The sequence below is a fragment of the Bacillota bacterium genome (assembly GCA_012839765.1).
In the GTDB taxonomy this organism is placed as follows: domain Bacteria; phylum Bacillota; class Limnochordia; order DUMW01; family DUMW01; genus DUMW01.
This window is the reverse complement of the sequence record DUMW01000082.1, coordinates 19,893-43,684: the sequence shown is the minus strand read 5'-3', so window position 1 is coordinate 43,684 and position 23,792 is coordinate 19,893. Positions and strand designations below refer to the sequence as shown.

The 23,792-nt window shown below is 56.3% G+C and carries 18 protein-coding genes; 2 read left to right on the top strand and 16 right to left on the bottom strand.

Annotation, left to right across the window (positions count from 1 at the left end; genetic code table 11):
* Positions 1 to 38: 38 nt before the first annotated feature.
* The 3 genes from GXX57_08230 to GXX57_08220 form a co-directional block, all read right to left on the bottom strand.
* Positions 39 to 3,410, bottom strand: coding sequence for a hypothetical protein (locus GXX57_08230; protein HHV44633.1), 3,372 nt, complete (start codon positions 3,408 to 3,410; stop codon positions 39 to 41).
* A gap of 402 nt (positions 3,411 to 3,812) precedes the next feature.
* Positions 3,813 to 4,724, bottom strand: a complete 912-nt coding sequence (locus GXX57_08225; protein ID HHV44632.1) for an FAD-dependent oxidoreductase — start codon at positions 4,722 to 4,724, stop codon at positions 3,813 to 3,815.
* The gene (locus GXX57_08220; GenBank protein ID HHV44631.1) at positions 4,721 to 6,913 is read right to left on the bottom strand and encodes an FAD-dependent oxidoreductase; all 2,193 of its coding nucleotides are present in this window, start codon (positions 6,911 to 6,913) and stop codon (positions 4,721 to 4,723) included. The genes GXX57_08225 and GXX57_08220 overlap by 4 nt, the downstream gene beginning before the upstream one ends.
* A gap of 1,511 nt (positions 6,914 to 8,424) precedes the next feature.
* Between GXX57_08220 and GXX57_08215 the strand changes: the two genes are divergently transcribed.
* The gene (locus GXX57_08215; protein HHV44630.1) at positions 8,425 to 10,155 is read left to right on the top strand and encodes a fibronectin/fibrinogen-binding protein; all 1,731 of its coding nucleotides are present in this window, start codon (positions 8,425 to 8,427) and stop codon (positions 10,153 to 10,155) included.
* Here the strand turns inward: GXX57_08215 and purD are convergent.
* The 8 genes from purD to GXX57_08175 all read right to left on the bottom strand — a co-directional run bounded on the left by purD (position 10,133) and on the right by GXX57_08175 (position 18,596).
* Entirely contained in the window at positions 10,133 to 11,404 is a 1,272-nt protein-coding gene (purD, locus tag GXX57_08210) for a phosphoribosylamine--glycine ligase (GenBank protein HHV44629.1), read from the bottom strand. The genes GXX57_08215 and purD overlap by 23 nt on opposite strands.
* Positions 11,405 to 11,428: 24 nt before the next feature.
* Positions 11,429 to 12,979 carry a bifunctional phosphoribosylaminoimidazolecarboxamide formyltransferase/IMP cyclohydrolase gene (gene purH, locus GXX57_08205; GenBank protein ID HHV44628.1) on the bottom strand — a complete coding sequence of 517 codons (1,551 nt, stop codon included), beginning with the start codon at positions 12,977 to 12,979 and terminating at the stop codon, positions 11,429 to 11,431.
* Between the two features lie 46 nt (positions 12,980 to 13,025).
* A complete protein-coding gene (locus GXX57_08200) occupies positions 13,026 to 13,658 on the bottom strand; it encodes a phosphoribosylglycinamide formyltransferase (GenBank protein ID HHV44627.1) in 633 nt (210 codons plus the stop codon).
* A gap of 6 nt (positions 13,659 to 13,664) precedes the next feature.
* Entirely contained in the window at positions 13,665 to 14,699 is a 1,035-nt protein-coding gene (locus GXX57_08195) for a phosphoribosylformylglycinamidine cyclo-ligase (protein ID HHV44626.1), read from the bottom strand.
* Positions 14,700 to 15,021: 322 nt separating this feature from the next.
* Positions 15,022 to 16,032: a hypothetical protein gene (locus GXX57_08190; protein ID HHV44625.1), complete on the bottom strand. Its 1,011-nt coding sequence runs from the start codon at positions 16,030 to 16,032 to the stop codon at positions 15,022 to 15,024.
* A gap of 145 nt (positions 16,033 to 16,177) precedes the next feature.
* Entirely contained in the window at positions 16,178 to 16,474 is a 297-nt protein-coding gene (locus GXX57_08185) for a hypothetical protein (protein ID HHV44624.1), read from the bottom strand.
* Between the two features lie 23 nt (positions 16,475 to 16,497).
* A complete protein-coding gene (locus GXX57_08180) occupies positions 16,498 to 17,682 on the bottom strand; it encodes an ABC transporter permease (GenBank protein ID HHV44623.1) in 1,185 nt (394 codons plus the stop codon).
* The gene (locus tag GXX57_08175; protein ID HHV44622.1) at positions 17,679 to 18,596 is read right to left on the bottom strand and encodes an ATP-binding cassette domain-containing protein; all 918 of its coding nucleotides are present in this window, start codon (positions 18,594 to 18,596) and stop codon (positions 17,679 to 17,681) included. Before GXX57_08175 ends, GXX57_08180 begins: the two co-directional genes overlap by 4 nt.
* Positions 18,597 to 19,061: 465 nt before the next feature.
* Here GXX57_08175 and GXX57_08170 point away from each other — a divergent pair, with 465 nt between their 5' ends.
* Positions 19,062 to 20,090 (top strand): hypothetical protein, encoded by a 1,029-nt coding sequence (locus GXX57_08170; GenBank protein HHV44621.1) that lies wholly within the window; start codon positions 19,062 to 19,064, stop codon positions 20,088 to 20,090.
* Positions 20,091 to 20,331: 241 nt separating this feature from the next.
* On the opposite strand, the gene purE is transcribed toward GXX57_08170, so the two are convergent.
* From purE to GXX57_08145, 5 genes are read right to left on the bottom strand one after another with little or no spacing between them, the layout of a single operon-like run.
* Positions 20,332 to 20,844 (bottom strand): 5-(carboxyamino)imidazole ribonucleotide mutase, encoded by a 513-nt coding sequence (purE, locus tag GXX57_08165; GenBank protein HHV44620.1) that lies wholly within the window; start codon positions 20,842 to 20,844, stop codon positions 20,332 to 20,334.
* 44 nt (positions 20,845 to 20,888) lie between these two features.
* Positions 20,889 to 21,719: a hypothetical protein gene (locus tag GXX57_08160; GenBank protein HHV44619.1), complete on the bottom strand. Its 831-nt coding sequence runs from the start codon at positions 21,717 to 21,719 to the stop codon at positions 20,889 to 20,891.
* 9 nt (positions 21,720 to 21,728) lie between these two features.
* The gene (locus tag GXX57_08155; protein ID HHV44618.1) at positions 21,729 to 22,016 is read right to left on the bottom strand and encodes a TMEM165/GDT1 family protein; all 288 of its coding nucleotides are present in this window, start codon (positions 22,014 to 22,016) and stop codon (positions 21,729 to 21,731) included.
* A 3-nt stretch (positions 22,017 to 22,019) separates the two neighbouring features.
* A complete protein-coding gene (locus GXX57_08150) occupies positions 22,020 to 22,943 on the bottom strand; it encodes a dihydroorotate dehydrogenase (GenBank protein HHV44617.1) in 924 nt (307 codons plus the stop codon).
* A 43-nt stretch (positions 22,944 to 22,986) separates the two neighbouring features.
* On the bottom strand, positions 22,987 to 23,787 hold the full coding sequence (locus tag GXX57_08145) for a dihydroorotate dehydrogenase electron transfer subunit (protein ID HHV44616.1): 801 nt from the start codon (positions 23,785 to 23,787) through the stop codon (positions 22,987 to 22,989).
* Positions 23,788 to 23,792 lie beyond the last annotated feature (5 nt).

The window sequence follows — 23,792 nt, the reverse complement described above, 5'->3', positions numbered from 1 at the left end:
AAGGCAAAGGGAAAGGAGTTTTTCCGGATTTTGCTTTCCTATCGAAGATCGCAGTGTTTCGTGACACTTTGGCCGGTATATTCACCGGTGGGCAACCGGAAGGTGATGGTCGAGACTCCCGTTTTCGCATCCCACACCACATCCTCCGCGTCTAGCGGCCGGTTCAGTTGCACCTTCACCGGACAGGCCCCGTCTCGGAAATTGGCCACCGTAACCCGAACAGACTGGGAGGAGTACTGCAGTATCAAAAGACACGGCTGATCCACCCACAAGACTAAGCCGTCGGAGATCCGCAGTCCCCCCGGGTTCCAAAAGATGCACTGGAGCATGTGCAAACCCTTGTGCCACACGGCTTGTACGGTGCCCGTATTGCGCAACACGGTCAGCTGCTCTGCCGTGTACGCCTGGAAGTCCACCAGGTCAATGGCTGGCACCACAACATACTGGTAACCCCCGTCTTCGGGCCTTTGTCCATGGGAGATTGCCAGACCGAAGACCCTTTGGGCCACTTCCGCCGTGGGACCGTTTTGGTCCACATCGGACCAACGGCCCTTGCGCAACCCGTTCCACACCTCCAAAGTCGCCGGTTCCAGAAGGATATAACCCGTTTCGTCGTGGTAGATCCTGGACCACTGGTCACTGCTGTGTTCTCCCTCGGATATTATCGACATACCAGAGTCCCAAACGTAGACCTGATCCCGCAGCAGATTTTGGTTGATGGTGGTCACCACGTAGTTGTTCGTCGGGCAGCGGATATCCGTTCCCAGGGCCACGATCTCCTGATCAAAGAGGAACCAGCTCTTCCTAGCACTAAGGGAGTCCCGATTCAGGTACATGCCAGCACACCCATAGTACCCATCGGAAACCCCACCCACCAACACCCCGGCCCCACGGATGGATTCATGTTGCCGCTCCACCACCGGTAAGGCCTTTTGCTCCGTGGTGGTGCCGGGAATGCGCAACCAATCCCAAGTCACAAAGACATCAGCGTATTCCATACCATCCTGGTATAAATACATGCAGCCATCGGCAACCAGATGGCCCTTCATATTCATCCAACTGACGATCTCCGTAGCCACCGCTTCTTGGGAAGCCATCCTGATGGTAGCCATAAAGCCCGGACGCCGATGAACCATGTAGTCAGAGGTCCAGAAATACCGGTTGCCCAACAATGGTTGCTCTTCACCCCGGAGCCGTTTTTCTAGGAGGAGCAGATCTGCTTCCCTAGGCACTCCTGGGATCTGTCGCAACCATTGCACCGCCCGCAGCAAGGCCCCGGCATTGCCAGAGCCTCTGCCGGCTATGGCCCGCCCGAGAACACTATAGTCGAACTGCTGGTGCCAAACCATCCACTGCTGCCCTTCCAGCACCATATCCACCAGGTTGGCCAGGCTTTCGGAGGGAAACAGCTGTGTATTCCGGGCCACATAGGCCAGGCGGGCACTGTAGGTCAAAAACCCCATCCCGTAGGAACCGGAATGAAGCATGGGACCATGCTGATGGAAACTGTAGTCCACCTGAATCCCTTCCACGTATGTATAGGTAAAATCCAAGCCCACATAACCCTGCCAACGACTGTGACGCCATTCTTCCCGTTTCAGGTCCGGAGCCAAGCGGATTTCATCCCCAAGCCGCCGATAGATCACCCGCAGATTGGCGGGCTCATTGAGCAAAACCGCCAGTTTAATGTGGGTAAGTAGCCGCCAGGGCAAATTCTGACCGACGTCTTTGAAATCCCGCTGCAAATCCAGCCGAGATTTCACAAAGTCCACCAAGTGTACAGGCGACTCCCGGTCCAGCAGGATGAGAATATCCAAGATGAGATCGGGAACGGTGATCTCATTGTGCACCCAGCCCGGATTGACAAGGGCTGCTCGGTTTCGGTACCAAAACTCCAGACCGAGCATGACAAGCTCCCACATCTGGGGGTCTTTGTAGTAGCGGCTGTGGACATCGGCGTAAGCCCTGGCCATCTCCAAGAGCCTTTCCAGGTGGTTCAAAGGAGCCCATTTGGCCGCCCCACCTCGCCGTTTGTCTAGGTAATCGATATCCTCCCAAGCCCCCCGATAGAATCCCTCCAGCACCATAGTTTCCATCGCCTGGGCGGCCACCGTATCGTTGGCTGGTTTGTGGATGTATTCGGCGAGGAAATCCATACGATACTGGGCCCATTCCACAGCCGCCTCTTCCTGGAGCGTCCTGGGAACACCTACCAAAACCTTTCCAGACCAAAGGGGGGCTTCCTTTGCAACCTCTTCCTTCGTAAGGATTTCCGTCTCCACCTGCAGATCCCACACTTCCAAAGGATCGGCATCCAGGGGCACCGCAAACTCCAGTTGTTGTGAGCCAGCCTTCAAATCCAAAGTGGTACAAAACAATTCCAGCTCCCGCAAATAAGACTGATCGTTCCGCAGGGAGCGGCTGTAGGCTCTACCCCGGCCCACAACTTGCACCCCCATCAGCGGGCCATCCGCGATGATTTCCACCCATCCTCGCAACGTACCGGTGTGTGCATCGAACTCCACACGGGCAACCTCGACAGTGACCTTGCCCACCTGGATTCCTTGAGTCGCCACAACCCATTCATTCCCTCCTAACCGATGAACCAGCAGAAGACGGCCAAGACCTGGAGGCAACTTCGCCATCATCAGAGGATCTAGCGAATACTCCCTGTCCCCGGCCAGCACGATCTGCTCACCGAGTAGGTATCGGTTCTTTGTCCCGTCCTCGCCCAAGATCAGGAAGGTCCCGGGCAAGGTTCGTTCGATCCCCGGCAGCAGTCTGATCCGGACTTCCTCGTCTCGACACAACACCAGGGGTTCCGCTTGGGACCTGTGCCCGTCCACCTCCCAAGCTAGAGCCACGGGTAAAAAGGCTCTGTTCTCCTGCAGACTTTCCACATACGCACCGGGGATGGTGCAGTGGGCGTAACCCTGAATCAGTACAAGTTCCCCAGTAACCACAGCCAGGGCGTCCTGGTGGATCACAGCATCCGCGGTGAGGTCAATAACCGCCACCATCAGGATACCGTAAACCGGGTCATAGCTTATCCTTGCCTCATAGGTATGGTCTGGCTTAGGAATAACATAGGATAGTCTTCCCTGTTGATTCAAGGTCGCAAGCTGCAGACTCCAGACTCCGGCAAAGCCTAGGGGTTGCCAGGACAAACGAACAGACGGGCTTGTCAGCTTCTCATCGCCGAACCCTGTCTCCCACCGGGTCCCACTTTCGGCATTACTGAATTCCCGTGTAAAGACCACCCGGGTCGTCAGTGTCATCGGCCTATCGTCTACAGCCCGGATAGGAATGACCCAAGGGTCCTGGGCGGCCCAAGTGCCGCCGCCGAAGATGACAACATAGCATAAAAAACTTAGCCACACCCCAAGAATCTTCTTCCAGTACACCGCCATGATCATTCCCTCCAACGAGGACAGCCGGCTCTGCAGACCAAGGTCCTGAAAGCCGGCTGGAAAACCAAGCTCTATCCTTCACAGATAACCCCATCGTCGATGGAAGGCTCCGGAATCTTGGTGTAAAACAGCAAGTCTCTGCACCACCGGAACACCACGCGCATATCTTTTGTTCCACAACACCATGTAACCAAGGTGTAGGTCTTGGCAAGCCAGTCGAACAGCCATCCCACTAGGCCACAATAGGCCTCGTTTTCTGCTAACAAGAGACTCTACCGACCCCAGGCTGTTGTCCGGGACATGCTCGGAACAGCATTCCAAAGGATGGGGCAGATCTTCTCTAACTCTTTTGGGCTCCCCACATCGGAGAGCCCAAAACCCTATACAATCTTTTCTAATCTGCTAAGCCCCGTTCATCGTCGTAATCTCTGCGCCCACCTGTTCACCGAGTTGCAACAGGGCGGCAACTACACCCTCATCCACCAGATTTTGGAAACTCGTCAGGTAAGTTCCGGCGCTGACGCAGGAGAACTCCTTGGCTAACCGTTGCGCCTCCTCAGGCGTCAACCAGCTGTCGTGCACCACCCAGGACTCCTCATAGACATGGACAACCACCACGTCTTGGAAGCGTGGATCTTTGCGCAAGTGCTGACGAAGGGGAATCAGACTGTGGCAGACCGCCGCTTCTACCTGTTCCCCTTCCTCCACCCCCAAGGATAGATCCCCATGGACAATCCCCGGCTGTCCGGTGGGCCGGAGGCAGAGCCCCGCAATGGGAGAAAACAGATCACCGCCGGATAAAAGGAGTGTTTCCTGTAGTTGGACTCCGCCCAAAAGAAGCCCATGGCGTACTTCGCGCACCGCCGGGCTCGTCTCTCCTCTGGAGGCAATCTGCTGGACTAGAATGCCCTGCCGCGTACAATCCACCACCGTCCGGGCCGAAAACCGCACCTTCCCGTGTTTACTGGCAAAGACCACCTCAGCACCCCTGTCATCACCATAGCAAGCCAAGGGCCAAAGATGGTAGAGGATCTCCCCACCTGCGGCAAGGAGGCGCTGTTCAAAAAACACTTCCAAACCCGGAGGATAGAAGATGCCGTTCTTATAGGCACCAAAGGCGGACATTTCCTCTAAAACGGGAACGGTGTCCGCGGCAGCGTGGGCAAATAACCGACCGGCCCGGGTGACCTCCCATCCTAGGCACCCCCGCGGATCGGTCAACAGGGTCCGTAACTCCCTCTGGGCACACCTTAAGGCGATCAGGGATCCGGCCAAGCCTCCGCCGACTACCACCACATCATATTGGTGTATCATTGGACCGCCTCCTTCCACCGTGCATAGGCCGCATTGCGGGCAAATCGCCGCCTATCCTGCATGTACATTTGGAGAACTTCCTGCCCCAACCTTGCATAGGGCTCACCCAGCCTCAGCAGCAATCCGGCGGCGGTGGTCTCCAAAGACCAGCGGAGGCTGTTTCGCTGTCCGTCAAACATCCTAATGTCATCGCCCAGCTTACGGGAAAGGAGCCTTTTCAGTTCCTCCTGCAGCTGACGCTTTTCCTCGGTGGTGAACAGCTTCAGACAATCGTCGAAATAGCGCAGGGCAAAGAGTCTTGCATTGGTGTCCAAAGTGGCAATGGACATCCACGGCGCTTCGTGGAAGGTCGCGCCGGCCCGGCTGAAGGGCAAGGGTTTCAGCAGATCTCTATCTGCGGAGGATTTGGCGCCATGGGCCAGAACGTCCAGCATGGCCCCAAAGGCCTGCGGCGCCTTCAGCAAACGCAACAACACCATGGCTCCGATCCAGCGGGGATGGGTACGCCGGCCGGATAACACATCGTCATCCCGCCGCTGTACACAGGCAATTAACTCCTCAACGGCCGCCTGATCCCCTAAGAGGCCCAGAGCAAAGGCAGCACCCCGCTTTCTCAAGCCCGTGGCAGTACGGAGGATCCTTTGCAACTCCTCCTTACACCGGTCTCCGGTGCGATAGACATAAAGCAAGGACTTGCCCTCGGCACGGGTTCCTAACCAAGATAAATCGTCGGGAGCATTCTGCCACCAGAACATGGATTCCGGCTCCCGATCGATGCCGAGGGAATCCAACAACACCTCGCCTTCCTTCCCGCTGCTGACCCCCTTCACCGGCCATCTTTTCATCCCTCGGCCGGTCATCAGCTCAATGGGCCTTTTGTCGTAGGTTATACCTCGGCGGGCTAGTATGCCTTGTAGTTGTTGGATGTCAATGTACCGTGGGGGAAGACCAGTCTTTACCGCAATGCTAGCGGCCACTCCCGCCACTTCACCAATGACCCGCAAATCTCTGATCATCCGGAGGGCCATCGCGGCGTCGGAGGCGAGGGAGATAGCCCGGGAGGCCACCAACACCCCATCGATTTCCCTAGGCACCAGACACCGATAGGGGATCTGGCAACCGACGGGCAAAGCCCACAGCCCCAACACACAACACCAGATTTGAGCAAAGTCACTCAGGTTCGCATAATCCATGGCATGGGTATCGTAGTTGGAATAGCCCACGGTAATGGCATCGGGGAAGGTCCGCTCCTTCACCAGATCTTCCAGGGTCAGGGTGTACTCCCCTTCTATATACCTGTTCCCCCGCCAGCCCAACTGTGCGGCGAAGGATACAAGCTGGGTATTGGGATCTGGCTGGAGTCGATCCCAGAGCCGTTTTCTTCCTTCAATCCAAGCCCTGCTAATGTCTTGCAAGTCTCGAATATCGCACCAGTCTTCGTTACTCATGTAGGTCACCCGGCCGGACTGGAAACAGCGGGCCTGAGCCGCATGGGCATGGGGCAGCTGGTCCCATTCCCGACCCACCCGGTAGGGCGCCCCCGCAAGTACTGCTACATCAGCATCGCCTGTGCCGTCCACCAGGACCCGGCAAAAAATAGTCACCGTTTCCCTTTCGGTCTGGACGAGGACCCCTCGGACCACGTCTTCTTCCCGCTCCTTGAGTACTTCAAAGGGTTGGCCACAAACGAAGGTGATACCATACTCCCTGAACTCCTCCCACAGAGCGCAACGGCTGGCCTCTGGGTGCCAGCCGGCACCCAGACCCACACCGTAATCCTTGTTCATATCATCGATCCTGTGGATCTCAGGAGAAGTGTCCACCCCATAATAGTAGGGGGCCACCTGCCTGGTCAAACCCCCAGGGTAAGTCAGTTGGTCCACGGCGATCACCCGCATACCCTCCTGGGCCGCGGCGATCGCGGCGCGAGCTCCGGCGGTGCCGCTGCCCACCACCAATACGTCACATTCCAGTCTTTTCTGTTTAAGCATGATCAAGTTACCCTCCCAACTCCCCAGCCCTGGCACTCCGGTGACCCGATCGACATCGAAGGTCCAACTGTAGCATACTATTGCTGGAGGATCTGATTCACGAGGGGTGTAACCCGCTCCACAAACACCTCCACCCCTTGGATCCCTTGCACTACCCGGGTCCACTCGGAGGCAAGAACCTTTTCGATCTCCGCCCATGAGACCATCAAATTGGGGTTTGGCGATGCCAGCACGTTGGCCTGAAGATACTCGCCGGCCCGAGCCTCCGCCAGGGGATCCACCGGTGCGGGAAGCATCTGCGCACTGTGCACGAAATAGTCCATGATCAAACTCTGCCGTGCCGGTAGGAAGAACAGGTTGCCGGTCTCGTAGCCAGCCTTAGCCCACCCGTCGGGCCCAGTGGCGAACTTAACAAACTCCCAAGCGGCCTCGGGATGTTTGCAATGGGCGCTGATTCCGAAACCCAACTGCATAATACCGGCTTCATAGCCCCGCTGCCCGGTAACGGGATCCTTTGGGGTCTGCACCACCGATACACGGGTTCCCCGCCACCAACCTTCATAGTAACCGCGGACTAAGAATCCCCAGGACATACCCATTCTCATGCCGGTCCTGGTCCAGTTGCCACCAGACAAAGGAACATAGCCGCCTTCCACAAGACTGTAAGCCCAGTCCATAGCGCGTAGGGCTCCTTCGGTCCGCAGATTGATCTCAGTATCGCCGTTTTGGAAATACCAATCACCGGTACTGATGATGGCCTGATGCAAGACTTCCCGCCATCCCCGCATTTCCGCAAGGTTAATGGCCCATGTGTCGGTGGCCCCGTCACCATCCGCGTCCCTGGTGATCTTGCTGGCCAGGGATCGCAGATCATCCCAGTCCCACTCCTCGAAAGGAAGCTCAAGGCCAAGTGCATCAAACAGGTCATTGTTCACCACGACCAAAGCGCTCGGGACGGGAAGACAATAGGGCATGGCGTAACGAAAACCGTTCAGGGATGTCAGCTCCAGACTTTGAGGGATAAAGTCCTCTACCATCAGTTCGGCCTTGTCCCGCTCAAAGTAGGGGGTAAGATCCAGGAGCAGTCCCTGTTGAATCCAATAGGCCGGGGGGGTCTGGGTACCATGGATGTTAATAATATCTGGTCCCACTCCCGCGATATTCTCCACCACCAGCCCATCGGAGTACTCATCCCAACTATAGGCCCGGATCTCCACCCGGATCCGATCCTGGGCTGCATGAAAGGCGTCGATCATTTCCAAGAAGGCGGGATCCATTGCGTTCCAGTGGCCCAGGCTCAAAACGATTGGCTCATCATTGGCGGCAGCGGACTCAAACCCGACAAACCCAAAGGACAGCACAACAGACAACACCAACAACAAGCATAGTGGTCTTCTTTCCATGTATTTGTCACCTTTCTGCCTGTTTACAACATTTTCTTGATTTTTTCTCTCTTTTTTCCTGACCAAACTCCAATCACCTATGGAATGTTCTTCTAGTTTTCCTCTCGGGATGTGGCGCGAACATAGGGCTTAACAACAGATTCTTTTGGAGAAACAAGGAAGTAAGGCGGCAGACTTCTCCCTAGTCAACGCTCCGCTGTGGTGCAATGGCAACTGACGAGTGGAAAATTGGCCACAACAGTGGACCTCCTCCGCACAAAATGTGGTATTCTACTAGAGTGAGCTATTCTGGAAGGAAGGATGTCTATGCCCTTTGATGGTTTGATGCTAGCGGCGGTACGACATGAGATTACGCCAAAGATCACAAAGGCGCGGATCGCCCGGATCTACCAACCGGATCCGACCACAGTGGTTCTTGGCCTGCGGTGGCCCGATGAAGAACATCAACTGCTGATCTCCACCGCACCAAACCAGGCCCGGATCCATCTGGTTCACCAACCCTTCGAACCGTCAATCTTCGCCTTCGGGCAGAGCTTAAGGAAATCTCTCATCGGCGGGCAAGTAATCGAGATCAAACAACCGGATTGGGATCGCCTTTTGTACCTCACCATCGAGACGGAAGAAGGCCTGCTGGAACTAATCGCCGAAATCATGGGCCGGCATAGCAATCTTGTGCTAGTAGACGCGCGTACCAAGAAGATCCTCGCGGCCCAAAGGGTAGTTACCGAACAGATGAGCCGCTATCGGCAGATCGCACCGGGCCTACGATATATCCAACCACCGGCTAGCGGGCGCAGACCCTTCTACCCACTCACAAGGGAGGCACTCGCGAACGTACTTAACAGCCCGAAACAAGTGGCCAATACCCTGTTGCAGGGTCTTTTGGGCCTTAGTCCACTGCTGGTAACCGAGATCCTTCATCGCAGCGGCATCGAACCTACGACGCCGGCCCAGGCACTGAAAGCCGAACATGTTGAGCGTCTTCTACAGGAGCTCACACATCTCGGACAACGAGCTGCCCAGGGGAGCTTCACTCCCACGCTGATCACCGATGGGCAGGGTCTACCTGCGGATATCTCCGCCACCAACCTCAAACACCTTGATCCGGCGGTACAAAAACCGTTCCCTAGCCCTAGCCTTCTCGTAAGTGAGTACTTCCACTTCAAAACAACTCGCGAAGCCATGGCCCAGCTGGAAAACCAGTTGAACGCAGTGATCCAACAGCAACTGGCCAACTGCAACCAGAAGGTGGTGGAACTGGAAGAGGCCCTGCACCGAGCCGAAAGTGCGGATGAGTTTCGCAAGTACGGCGAACTACTTACGGCAAACCTCCATGCACTCAAACGGGGACAAAGGGAAGCCACTGTCATCGACTATTACGATCCGGAGCAACGGGAAACAACAATTGAGCTCGATCCGGAGCTTACTCCTGCAGCCAACGCGGACAAATACTTCCGGATGTATCAGAAGGCAAGAAGGGGTCGAAGGATCACCGCAGAACAATTGAGTAAGGTCAATGAGGAGATCCAGTACCTACAGACCGTGGAGACCCATCTGGAGCTCGCGGAAGATCTTGAAGATCTGGAACGCATCAGGGATGAACTGATGGAGCAGGGCTATCTCCCCAAACCCTCGGAACGAACCAAGACGGGAAAAAAGGCCCAGCCCCTCATCTTCCGGGGACCGGAAGAGGTGCCCATCCATGTGGGGCGGAACAATAGGGAAAACGACCAGCTCACCCTCCGGCTAGCCCGTCCCCACGATCTATGGTTTCATACGAAGCAAATCCCAGGCTCCCATGTGGTAGTCCGGATGGAACGAAAGGTAGGGGATCTGGCCGATGTGCCGGAACAGCTGGTCCGTTGTGCAGCTCAGATCGCGGCCTATTTCAGCAAGGCGCGCCACGGGCAAAATGTGCCCGTGGACTACACCTTCATCAAGTACGTCAGAAAACCCAGTGGCGCCCGGCCCGGTTTTGTCATCTACGACCACTACCGGACTATCCAGGTCGATCCTAAGCTTCCAGAGCGCGACTAGCAATGTCCTCCCGATAGTACTTATCGGTGAAATCGATGCGGGCCACGGCCGCGTAGGCCCGCCGAATGGCCCCGGCAGCATCGTCAGCCAGAGCCGTAACCCCCAGCACCCGACCACCGTTGGTGACAACCTGTCCATCTTTTAGACCGGTGCCGCTGTGGAAGACTAGTACGTCCTCCAACTGGGCCACCACATCCAAGCCCGTAATGGGATATCCTTTCCGATACTCCCCCGGATACCCGCCGGAGGCCAAAATCACACAGACCGCGGTGCGGGGATCCCAATCCAGCTCGATTTCGCTAAGACGTCCGTCCACCACCGCCTCCAACACCTCGAAAAGATCCGTACGCAACCTGGGCAAGACCACCTGGGCCTCGGGATCGCCGAAGCGGCAGTTAAACTCTACCACCTTGGCCTGCCCGGCGTGAACCATAAGTCCCGCATATAGGACACCCTTGTACACAATTCCCTCGGCCCGCAGGCCTGCCACGGTGGGGATCAGAATCCTTTCATAAACCTGTTGAACCAGGGCTTCATCCAACACCGGCGTGGGGGAGTAAGCTCCCATACCACCGGTGTTCGGTCCCCGTCCGCCGGCGTAAAGCTGCTTGTGATCCTGGGCCGGAACCATAGGTAAAATGGTGTACCCATCGGTGAAGGCCAGCAGACTGGCCTCTTCACCCGGAAGAAACTCTTCGATGACCACCTGCTCACCGGCCTGGCCGAAGATCCTGTTCTCCATCAATTGCCGCAGGGTCGCCCGGGCTGTGTCCCGGTCTTGGGCCACCACCACCCCTTTGCCCGCGGCAAGGCCATCGGCTTTAATCACTACCGGCAAAGGCGCCTCTTCAACGTAAGCTAAGGCCGCGGCCAAATCCGTAAATACCCGATAATCCGCAGTGGGCACCCCGTACTTTTTCATCAACTCTTTAGCGAAGATCTTGCTGGATTCCACCTGGGCAGCCTGCCGGGTGGGTCCAAAGACCCGCAGTCCCCGTTTTGCAAACTCATCCACAATGCCTTGGGCCAGATAGGCTTCGGGCCCCACCACCGTCAGGTGGATCTGTTCCTCCTGGGCCCATTGGGCCAGATCCGCCACGGAATCAGAAGGGAGCGGGGGGATCTGGGCACACTGAGCAATACCCGCATTCCCCGGGTAACAATAGATTTCTTTCACCTTCGGGCTTTTGGACAGGGCCCACACCAGGGCATGCTCCCGACCTCCACTGCCCACCACCAATACTTTCACAGACCGTCTCACTCCCACCAGGTATTAGTGCTTGAAATGCCTGATCCCCGTAAAGACCATGGCAATCCCATACTCGTTAGCCGCATCAATGGAGTCTTGATCTCGGATAGAACCACCCGGCTGAATGATGGCTTTCACCCCGGCCTGGGCCGCGGCCTTCACCACATCATTGAAGGGGAAAAAGGCATCGGAGGCCAAAACACTTCCCTGAGCCCGCTCCTTGGCCTGGGCGATGGCTAGCTGGGCGGCGGTGATCCGGTTCATCTGACCAGCCCCCACCCCGATGATCTGCCGTCCCGACGCCAGCACAATGGCGTTGGACTTCACGTGCTTGACTACCTTCCAACCGAAAAGCAAAGAAGCCATCTGTTCGTCCGTGGGCTGCACTTTGGTCACCACCTGGAGACGATCCAGGTCTAAATCCGCCAGGTCCGCATCCTGTACCAAAAGCCCGCCGGATACCCGTTTATAATCCCAAGCTGCGGGCTGCTTCTGGCCACAGATCTGGTCCAAACCGTCAATCTGCAGAAGCCGCAAATTTTGTTTTTCCTTAAGGATCCGCAAGGCCTCTTCGGTATAACCGGGGGCCACGATCACTTCCAGGAAGATCTCCTTCATCTGCTCCGCAGTCTCGGCGTCCACCACCCGGTTCACCGCAATAATCCCACCGAAAATGGACACGGGATCACTTTCGTAAGCCAACCGGAACGCGGTGGCCAAATCCTCCGCGGAGGCCACTCCACAGGGGTTGGTATGCTTACTAGCCACCACCGTGGGCTCCGCAAATTCCTTTAGTAACTCCAAAGCTCCATTGGCGTCATTGTAGTTGTTGAAGGACAGCTCTTTGCCCTGGAGCTGTTTTGCCGCGGCCATGGTATAGGGTCCATACCCGGGTTCTGCATAGAAGGCTGCCCGTTGGTGGGGATTCTCCCCGTAGCGCAGCTCTGCCACCTTGTCCCAGGGCAGGGTTAAGGTGTCGGGGAAGGGGGTATCCTGTCCCAAGAACCGGGCAATAATGGCGTCATACCGGGCCGTATGACGGAAGGCCTTCACCGCAAGTTCCCTGCAAAAATCCGCGGGTAGTCCTCCTTCGGTTTCCAAACAGTCTACAATCCTGGGATAATCCGCAGGATCCACCACCACCGCCACCCCTTGGTAGTTTTTCGCGGCGGCCCGAATTAGAGTGGGTCCTCCGATGTCTATGTTCTCGATGGCCTCTTCCAAGGTCACGTCGGCCTTGGCCACGGTGGCCTCGAAGGGATAGAGGTTCACCACCACCAGATCGATGGGTTGGATCTCTAGTTCCGCTAATTGGGCCAGATGGTCCTCTTTGTCCCGGCGGGCTAGGATCCCCGCATGGATCTTAGGATGCAGGGATTTTACCCGGCCTTCTAGGATCTCGGGGAAACCGGTGACGTCGGAAATGTAGACCACATCGGCACCGGCTTCTCTCAAGGCCTCATAGGTCCCTCCGGTGGAAATGAGTTCAACACCAAGCTTGCTTAGGGCCACCCCAAACTCTCTGAGGCCCGTCTTGTCAGAAACACTTAACAAAGCTCGTCTGATCTTGATCATCTGCTCCCGCATCGGCCCGCGGGCCGATGCGGTTCCCTCCCTAGCTTTATATTTCCCCAGTGGATGGCTGTACCCGCAGCACCCGGCGTCCTTCAATGCGCAGCATCCCTTTGGCGATCAAGTTGATTGCCTCTGGATACGCTAGATGCTCCTGCTCCAGGATCCGCAGGGACAGGGTCTCCACCGTATCGTCATCGAGGACCGGTACCGTCCGTTGGAGGATGATAGGGCCAGAATCCATCCCCTCATCTACAAAATGTACAGTGCACCCAGACACCCGCACCCCATACTCCAGGGCCTGGGCCTGGGCATTCAACCCCGGAAAAGCCGGCAACAGGGACGGATGGATGTTGATCACCCGCCACTTGAAGTGCTCCAGGAACCAGCCGGAGAGCAACCGGATAAAGCCTGCCAATACCACTAACTCCACTTCCCTGGCTTGGAGGGACCGGACAATGGCCGCCTCGAACTGCTGCTTATCCGGATAGTCTTCCCGGAGGATCACTTCGGTGGGTATGCCATAGGCCGCGGCTCGCTTTAGGGCAAAGGCGTCGGCCCGGTCGCTAATTACAACCTGGATCTGTGCCGCCAGCCTTCCGGCCTCGATGGCATCGATAATCGCTTGCAGATTGCTCCCCCGGCCTGAGACCAGGATACCTAACTTGAGCAACGTCCTCACCTTCCGTCACTTGGTAAAGGTAACCTTCCGTTCACCGGCCACAACCTCACCGATCACGTAGCTCCGTTCGCCCATGGCGGTCAACTCCCGCTGCACCGCATCCACATGTTCGGGCCGCACCACCAGCACCATGGCAATACCCATGTTGAAGGTATTGTACATCTCCTCCTCGTCGATGTTGCCCTCCCGCTGCAGGAATTCAAAGACGGGCAACACAGGCCAGCTACCCTTCTTAATCACTGCCTCGCACCCTTCGGCCAGGCTTCTCGGCACATTCTCCGGCAGTCCCCCACCACTGATATTGGCAATCCCCCCGATGGGGTACTTCTCCACCAGGGTGTTGATCTGCCGCGCATAGATACCGGTAGGTTCCAGGAGTTCCTCCCCTAGGGTGCGACCAAACTCGGGGATCATGGTGTCCACCGGATATTTCCCCAACAAAGCCTTCCGCACCAGGGAATAGCCGCTAGACTGCAGTCCGGTGGAGGCGATCCCAATCAGTACATCCTTGGGCCGGGTGAGGCTACCGTCGATCAACTTGCTCTTCTCCACCACCCCCACCGCAAAGCCCGCCAGGTCATACTCTCCTGGTCCATAGAAACCAGGCATCTCCGCGGTCTCCCCGCCAATTAGGGCACAGCCGGCCTGACGACAGCCCGCGGCCACCCCGGAGACGATCTGGGCGGCGGTATCAGGGGCCAGTTTGCCTACGGCCAGATAGTCCAGGAAAAACAAGGGACGCGCCCCATGGCAGATAATATCATTCACACAATAGGCCACCAGGTCCAAGCCCACAGTATCATGCTTGTCCATCAGAAAGGCGATCTTAAGCTTGGTGCCCACCCCATCGGTACCAGCCACCAGCACCGGCTCCTGGTAGGACCCCTGGGTCAGGGCAAAAAGCCCACCAAAGGAGCCTAGCTCGTTGAGCACCTCAGGACCGTAGGTGGACTTGGCGTAGTCCTTGATCTTCCGAACCGTCTCATAACCCGCGTGGATATCCACCCCCGCATCCTTATAGGTCAGTTTCTTCTCAGTCATGTCCTTCACCCCATCGTCGGAACAAGTCGCTCCCGGTAATTGAGTAAGTACAGTACAAAGCACCTATTTCAGGCTATGTTACTTTTAATATACAAAAAAAAGTCGGGCAAGGTCCATTGGTCCATGAAACCTGCCCGCCAGGGTTTTTATCCCGCTAAGGTGTAGCATTAATTCCTAATGCCTGCATCACTTGGTCGCAGTCCCTGTTTCACACAGGCGGAACCCTAGATGCACTTTCATCGCTATGCAATTTCGAAGCCAGCGTACTGCTTTAGGCGCCTTCAGTGTAGCAAACCCCACTGGTTTTGTCAAACCCAGCTAGCTAAAGCAATAGGCACCAGCGGCCATCCACGGGGGTGAAATAGAGGTAGGTCTGCACCAGATCCTGCACCACCGACGAGCTCCCTGGAGCAAAGGCGCTGCCCCGGGAGTGATCCTCCCGGACCTCGTTCCACAGGGTGACCTCTACCCGAACCACCTGGTCATATTCCTTCTCCGTATATGGACTGACGTAGGTGCCCACCTTCTGCACTTCCTCCGGCATCACCCGGGCCACATACCTCCATTCATATTCTAGATACTCCTTATGGCGCTTCACGAACTCCTCCTCGGTCCAGTACTCTTGCAGATCCGGATGCAGCACATTGTGGTAGAGCAGCTCAAAGGAATAGGGAAGGAAATAATCGTTTACCAACAGCTGAAAGTCCATATTCCAAATCACACCGTCATAATCCGCCGGGCGCCAGAAAGAACCGCTCCGGGCAATCCGATAGGCCAACTCAAAGGCTTCGGACACATAGCGACGCCTGACTAGACCCACCAATACGGGGCGGTTCATGGCAGACCCTTCCACCCGGAGGAAGAAGCGTTTTCCTTCGTAAACCGCAGGATAAAGCTCGTTACCCGGGGGCAATGTCGCAGGATCGATCCCTGCCTCCTGGCAGAGACTATCCAGTTCCACCAAGGCATTGCTCCGGACCAGGTCGATAGCATCCTTCTCGTGGACAAAGATCAAGTCCGGCAGGAACTCCTCTCCGGCCGCGAGGCGGGTGACCAGCTTGTCATATCCCACCAGGGAATCTTGGCGCACATTGATTCCATATTGCTCGGAAAACTCCTCGATGACCCCCGTAGGAGGAGACCAGCTGCCGATCCCTAGGAAAGCATAGGTAAGTACCCTCTCCTCTTCCTCCAGCGTCACCGACGGTTCCACCACCTCCACATCGAGATCTGCCTCACCCTTCTGTCCATCCCCATCCCGCAGCACCCAGACCACCACAACCAGTAAGAAGATACCACCGACAGCTAGAGCCATCCTCCACCTAGTACCCATGTTCGCTCCTTCCTTAGTATCTGCGCCTGGGACAGAATACGCCTTGGGCGAAATCTAGAACACATTTAAACAATATTCAGTCATTAACAGCAAGTTACCGCCGTCTTGACACCGCCACCCTCAGGCACAAGTCCTCAAACCTAAGCTACAGCAACCACGGCCGACAACCGTGCACGCCAAAAGTATAACGAACTTCGCCCACACTCTGCGCCACCACACATAGCCCCGGCCGTAACCCCACAGTCTCTGTGGTGTTTTCGCTAGTCATCCTTCTTACTGCCAAATACTCCACATCTGAACTAACCCGTCTTCGATCTACCCAGTCCGAGGGTTTTCTTCTATCCCCTGGGAACCGTATTGGCAGAAGGTGCTTGGGCATGCCCCGCACCGGAAAGACTGACCCATCCCCCATTACAGCAGGAAAAAGGATGCCACCGGCCATCGGCAGCATCCTCCATGGTTTTTCTATTCATACCGGATCCATTTCCAGATCTCCCTGGGAGTGGCGGTCTTTCCATACATTAACATGCCCACCCGGAAGATCTTAGCGGAAGCATACACCACAAGAATAGTGGTGATCAAGAGAAGCACTGCGCTCAAGACCAGTTCCCAGGGAGGGATCACCGTTAGACCTGAGCGCATCATCACCATCCAAGGGCTGGTAATAGGAACCAAAGACACGATGGTGGCGATGGGACCATCGGGATTAGCGATGATGGGTCCAATGAAGACAAAACCCAGCATAGGGAGCATGAAGGCTATTCCCTGGGTGTTACCCGCACTTTGCACATCTTCCAGGGTAGCTCCTAGGCCCACAAACATGGCCCCATAGAGTAAATATCCCAAAAGACCGAAGACCATTAACACCGGCAACTGCCGCCAAGAAATATACTCCTCCACGGGAATATCAAAGCCGAATCTGAGGACAGCCACCGCGAGGATCAACCAAAAGGCAAACTGGATGACCCCCAGGATAAAGTTACCCAGGATCTTCCCTTGCATGAGGTCGATGGGGCTGATGGAGGAAAGCACAACCTCGGACATACGGTCCCGTTTCTCCTGCAAGGCACTGTAAAAGAGCATCCCACCGGTAAGGAGAATCAGGACAAACATCACCATGGTAAGCGCAATGGAAGTAACAATAGAACGCAACTGTTCAGTCTCCTTGCCCGCGGGTAAGACAGGAATCACTTGGCAGGAAGCAGTCAGGTATTGAACCAAGACGGGATCGATCCCTGCCTGCTGGATGCGCACACTTTGTAGCAGATCCGTCAATAGCCGTGGCAAGGGATCCAGGGATTGCGCCTTCTCTACGTGCACCTGCACCTGCCCCGTCTCCACGAAAGTGTCGTCGAGGACAAAATACCCCTTGGCTTTCTGTTCCTGCGCGTAGGATGCCAAATCCTCCCCCATATACAGTTCTAGCTCCACATTACTACCTTCGGCCAGGGCCACAAGGGCAGGAAACACCCCCACTTCATCCCGCACCACATAAAGATCAATCGAAGGACGATCGAACTTCTGGACTAGGATCGGCAGGCCGCTAAAACCTACAATAATCAGTGGCGTGAGAAACATCCCGATCAGAAACTGCTTGTTGCGCAAATTGCGCATAATCTCCCACATCATAATCTGCCTTGTGGCGTTCATACCACCGCCTCCTTCTTGGCCACCCGTACGAAGATATCATGGAGAGAGATCCGGGTAATCGAAAGCTCCTCAATGGTAAGGGAGGGATCTAAACTATTCACAAACTCCGCAGGACCCACTCCGTCCTTCAGTAACAGGATGAGACGATTACCCCTCCACTGGTGTTCTGCCACCAGGGGATGATGAAGCAGTCCGTCGTCCGCCGCTTCCATAAGCATGTTTACCCGGTAGTTTCCATATTGGGTTTTAATGTCCCGCAGTGAACCGTAGAGGACCCGCTGACCTTCATTGATGAGGAAAATACGATGGCAGATGGCCTCCACCAGGTTCATCTGGTGGCTACAAAGCAACACCGCGGTACCCCGTTGGGCGAGTTTCCGAATCTCCTCCTGGAAGAAGTCCTGGCTAACAGGATCCAGTCCCGAGAAGGGCTCATCCAAGACCACCAAACTTGGTTCATGGAGGACGGTGGCAATAAACTGCACCCGCTGGGCCATCCCCTTGGAAAGCTCCTGGACCTTGGCCCGGGCATAATTCCCCAAACCGAAACGTTCCAGCCATTCCAGCGCCCGTTGTTTGGCCACCTCCTTGGGTACACCCTTTAACCCCGCCAAGAAGATCAAAACATCCAAGACCTGCGATTCTCGGTACAGTCCCCGCTCCTCGGGCAGATATCCCACCTTGGCTTTATCCACGGTCTTGGCCACCGTCCCCGGTTCAAACCGGAACTGAAGCTCTCCGGCATCCAGTCCTACGATCCCCATAATCATGCGGATAATGGTGGTCTTTCCAGCTCCGTTGGGACCTAACAGGGCCATGATCTCTCCAGGGTACACCTCAAAGGACACATTGTCCACTACACGGCGTCCACCATAGCTTTTGCACACCTGTTTAACCGTCAGTGCCGCTTCCACAAGCTACCTCCTCATCGTGCTAACAAGCAAGAAGTGTAAGACTTTAAGCAACCGGAGTTACGTCCCCGCCATCGGGAAAAAAGGGAGGAAAGGAAACCCTCCTTTGGTTATATTCTCCTAGGGTACATCGGTTCCTTCCTGCCGAAGGCGAAAAGGAATCGGGAAGCGAAACAATTGCATAGAGATCTTCGCGCCAAAGCCTATCACAAACCTGCAGTTTTCCGCCATACCCAAGGCACAAACCCGCAGCAAACATGGGACAGGAAATGATATACTACAGACATTTGATATATCCACTGAGAATGTACACTAGCAGATGACACCTTCCAGCCGCGCAGGGATCGTTTTCCGCCTGCAGGGAAAACCCTCCCGCCTCAGTTTTCCCCAGGCAAAGAAGAAGACCCAGGGCGAGCCCCTGGAAGGTCTTTGCCCCAAGGCTACACTAACCAAAGGGAGGAAACCAGATTGCCGGACCTTTCTCCAGAAACCTGTCACGACCTGTGGTTTCAAAAGCTGCGCCCCTGCCTCGCCTACGAGCCGAGGGAGGATTTCCGCAGATGGCAAAACAAGGCCAGGGCCAAATTGGGGGAAATACTGGGAGCAAATCCAGAACCGGTGCCTTTGCAGGTGCGAGTGGAGTGGGAAGCGGAACGAGGTTACTATCGGGAGATCCGGTTTTTGTTCACCGCGGAAAAGGGGGCCGATGTCCCCTGCCACCTGCTTCTGCCCAAGGGGGGAAAAGCTCCCTACCCGGTGGTAATCTGTCTACAGGGGCATACGGCAGGAATGCACATTTCCTTGGGGATCCCCAAGTCCCCCGAAGATGAGAAGAGTATTGCCGGGGGCCGGGATTTTGCCTTGCAAGCAGTCAGGGAAGGTTATGCCGCGTTAGCGATGGAACAGCGCTGCTTTGGCGAGAGAAGGGATCAAAGGCCTGAACAGGCCCAAAGGCTAACCGCCCGTCAAGCTTGCCACCACGGGACTTTGACCGCCCTACTCCTAGGTCGCACCATGATCGGTGAGCGGGTGTGGGACGTTTCCAGGGCCATTGATGCGTTAGAGCAGTTTCCCCAGGTGGACAGCTCCCGGATCGGGTGCATGGGCAACTCCGGGGGCGGAACGGTAACCTTCTATGCCGCGTGTATGGATGAGCGGATCAAGGTCGCGATGCCTTCCTGCACCTTTTGTACCTATCGACACGGACGTGGTGCCGTGGACCACTGCGTGTGCGGCTATCTGCCCAGGGTTCGGCAGTATTTCGAAATGGGAGATCTGGCCGGCCTTATCGCCCCCAGACCCTTGGTGATCGTGGCCGGGGCAAAAGATCACCTCTCTCCCCTCATCGGAGTAAGGGAAGCCTTCACCACAGCCCAGGCTTTATATAAGGCTGCAAACGCCGAAGATAAGATCAGGCTGGTGGTGGGTCCCGAAGGCCACCGGTTCTACCCCGACGAAGCGTGGCCAGTGTTTCGACAGGTAAGCGGGTGGGATTAGACCTACTGTCGCTGGCATACGCAGCCACCAACAAGGCATAGGGACTAAGTTGTCAACGCCTTCGTCCATGGTAAGGCAGAACGGATTCCGCCTTACCATCTGTTTTCTTGCAACGGAAAGGCGGTCTGCCTCACTTTTTCACAGTTTCCCCGGGCAGGGTCTGCGCCACCAGAAAAGACAGATGTTTTGGCCTAGACTGCCACAACAATCGTCACTGGCCCGAAACCTGGGGAGCATCTGTTTAGGTATAGGCCCGCCACCCTTGCTCCTGCAGCCTCTGATCCTTCGTTCGCACTTCCTCCGCTAGGCGGGCCTTGTAATCCTGGACTTTGGCCGCCAGCCTTTCGTCGCCAATCCCCAGCATCTGACAGGCTAAAATGGCTGCATTCTTGGCCCCGTTAATGGCCACACAGGCCACCGGAATCCCCGTGGGCATCTGGACAATGGAATACAACGCGTCGGTCCCCGCCAAGGTACTACTGAGGATGGGAACTCCGATCACCGGCAGATGGGTATAGGCCGCAAGGACTCCCGGCAGATGGGCAGCTTTTCCTGCCCCGGCGATGATCACCTTAAGTCCCCGCTCCGCCGCGGAATTGGCATAGGACAAGGCCACATCGGGGGTACGATGGGCAGAAATGATCCGCATTTCATATCCCACGCCCATCTCATCTAAAAAGGCAGCGGCATCGGCCATCACCGGTAGATCTGAATCAGAACCCATCACGATTCCAACCAATATTTGCTTTGTCATTCCTTTTCCCTCCAACAAATCCGAAAATCTAGCCTGTGCCCTTACTAAGACTCCCACTCACCACCGCGATAGGGAACAGGGATGTAACCGACGGAAGTACGCCTTTGGGCCGGTTGTGGATACAGATCCATCAATTCATACACCTTACGGGGCAGCCCGCACCGTACGTTCAGACCCATCTCCTGGAGGGTCTGACAGGATAGGGCATAGTCGTGGGTCCAATACCCCCGGCTCAACAGGTTTGCCACCTGCCTGGCCCGTTCCTCCTCCAGCTTGTCTTTGAGGATCCCATAGACCGTCTCTTCCACCTGGGCCAAGGCCTTCTTCGCCACATCGATCAGGATCAGGGTGGTATCCTCGATTTGGTTCACGTCCTTCTGCTCCAACACTTTGACGATGGAGGCGGCCGGGTACTGCCCAATTTGGGGATCCACAGGTCCCAGGACCGCATTCTCATCCACCACGATTTCATCGGCGGCTAGGGCGATGAGGACTCCACCGCTCATCGCATAGTGGGGGATGAATACCGTCACCTTCCCCGGATGGCGCTTTAGGGCATTGGCGATTTGTTCCGACGCCAACACCAGTCCCCCGGGAGTATGTAGGATTAGATCAATGGGCATGTTCGGCGGCGTGAACCGGATGGCACGCAGGATCTGCTCCGCATCCTCGATATCAATGAAGCGTTTGATAGGAATGCCGAACAGACTCATGGATTCCTGGCGATGGATGAGGGTTATCAGCCGGGAACCCCGCTCCTGTTCAATGGCCCGATGGAGCGTAAGGCGCGCCCTTTCCAGCCTCCATTGTCTTAGCATCGGCAAGAAAGCCGACAGCAGCAAGAAGAACCACAGGATTTGGAAAACACCACCCATAGGATCACCCTATCCTAGAAGATCCCGCGCCGCCCCCCACAGGATCCCAATTCCCAACACCACAAACAGTACACCGGCCACCAACTGCAAATACTCTGGGGGCACAAGCTTCACGATGGTCTGGCCCAGCAGGGCACTAATTAAGGTCACAGTCAAAAGCCCCAGGGAAGCCCCCCCAAAGACCACCCAGGGGCATTTGTACTGGGCGGCCAGGGTAAATACCGCCAACTGCGTTTTATCCCCTAACTCTGCCAAGAACAATGTACTGTAAGCCAGGAAAAAGACTTTCAGGTTCACGGCTTAGCCTCCTTTTTGGTGTGCGGCACCAATTAGCACTCGTATATTATCTATGCCGTGATCCTGCAAGTATTTCTCCAAACCGGCAATAATCTTTGGCATGATCCAGGGATCCACGAAATTGGCGGTGCCCACCGCAACGGCGCTCGCGCCCGCCAGGATCATCTCCAAAGCTGCTGCGGTGCTGTCAATTCCTCCCATACCGATAATGGGCACGGAAACCGCCTCGTAAACTTCATAGACCATCCGCACCGCAATGGGCCGCACCGCCGGTCCCGAAAGCCCTCCTTTAATATTCCCCAATACCGGTCGCCGAGTCTCCACATCGATCTGCATCCCCAGCAAGGTGTTGATTAGCGAGATTGCATCCGCCCCCGCCTTTTCCACCGCCGCAGCCATCTGTTGCACACTGGTCACATTGGGGGTAAGCTTCACGATCACAGGCAGCGTGGTGGCCTCCTTCACCGCCGCGGTGACCTCCGCAGCCATCTGGGGACTGGTACCAAAGCTGATCCCCCCGCATTTCACGTTGGGACAGGAAATATTCACCTCAAGGGCCCCGATCCCCGGTGTCTCCCCTAGGATCCGGGCCAGGCGGGCATACTCCTCCACCGTATTGCCGGAAATGTTGACGATCACCGGCACCTGCCACTGGCGCAAAAAGGGCAGATCCTCGGCAAGGAAAACCTCCACTCCTGAGTTTTCTAGCCCGATGGAATTTAGCATCCCGCCGGGGGTTTCGGTGACCCGGGGAGGTGGATTCCCCACCTTAGGCTCCAGGGTGACCCCGTTTACCACCACGGCCCCAAGGATATCCAGGGGAAAATAGGCACTGTATTCCCGGCCATTTCCGAAAGTACCCGAGGCGGGCATCACTGGGTTGGTCAGTCTCAATCCGCCAATCTCCGTCGTAAGATCTGGTTTCATGGCTCGAACGGCGCCCCAAGGCCCCGTTCCCCCCTCCTTTGTCCTAGTCTTCCCGCCAGCGGGAAAAGTCCAAGGTGGCACCGTCAAAGACCGGTCCATCCACACAGACCCGCTGGTATTCTTCCCGGCCCTTCACTTTACAGACACAGCCTAAGCAAGCCCCAATCCCGCAGCCCATCCGCTCTTCCATGGATACCTCACAGGGCACATCCCCCGCCAGTTCCACCACGGCGGCCAGCATGGGAACAGGTCCGCAGGCGTAAACCCGATGGACACCTTCCCGTAAAGCCTGTTCCAGCCCCAGGGTGGGAAAACCCCGCGTCCCCCGGGAACCGTCTTCGGTAAAGACCTCCACCGCACACCCAAGCTGACCGAAGGGTTCCACAGGGATATAGTCGTCCTTACCCCGGAAGCCAAAATAGGCACAGACCCGGTGTCCTTCCTCGATAAGTCTGCGCGCCAGGTAAAACAGGGGTGCCAGGCCAATCCCACCGCCCACCAAGGCCACTTCCCTTGGGCCACCCACGGGCAAGGTAAAGCCCCGACCGATGGGGCCGAGGAAATCAATCAGATCCCCGGGTACAAACTGGCTCAGGGCCTTAGTGCCGCGACCCACCACCCGAAAAAGGATCTGGCCCCTCTGGGCTTCCTTGGAGACGTCATACAGACTAATCGGACGTCGGAGCAAGGGATCCTGGGAGATACCCCAAGACGCCTGGGGAAGGATATGAATGAACTGACCCGGAGTAGCCAAGGCAAGCTTGGAACTTTCGATGGTAAACAGGTAACAATCAGGGGTCACCTGCTTTTTTTCTATGAGAATTCCTTGATGATCACCCTGCATAGGAT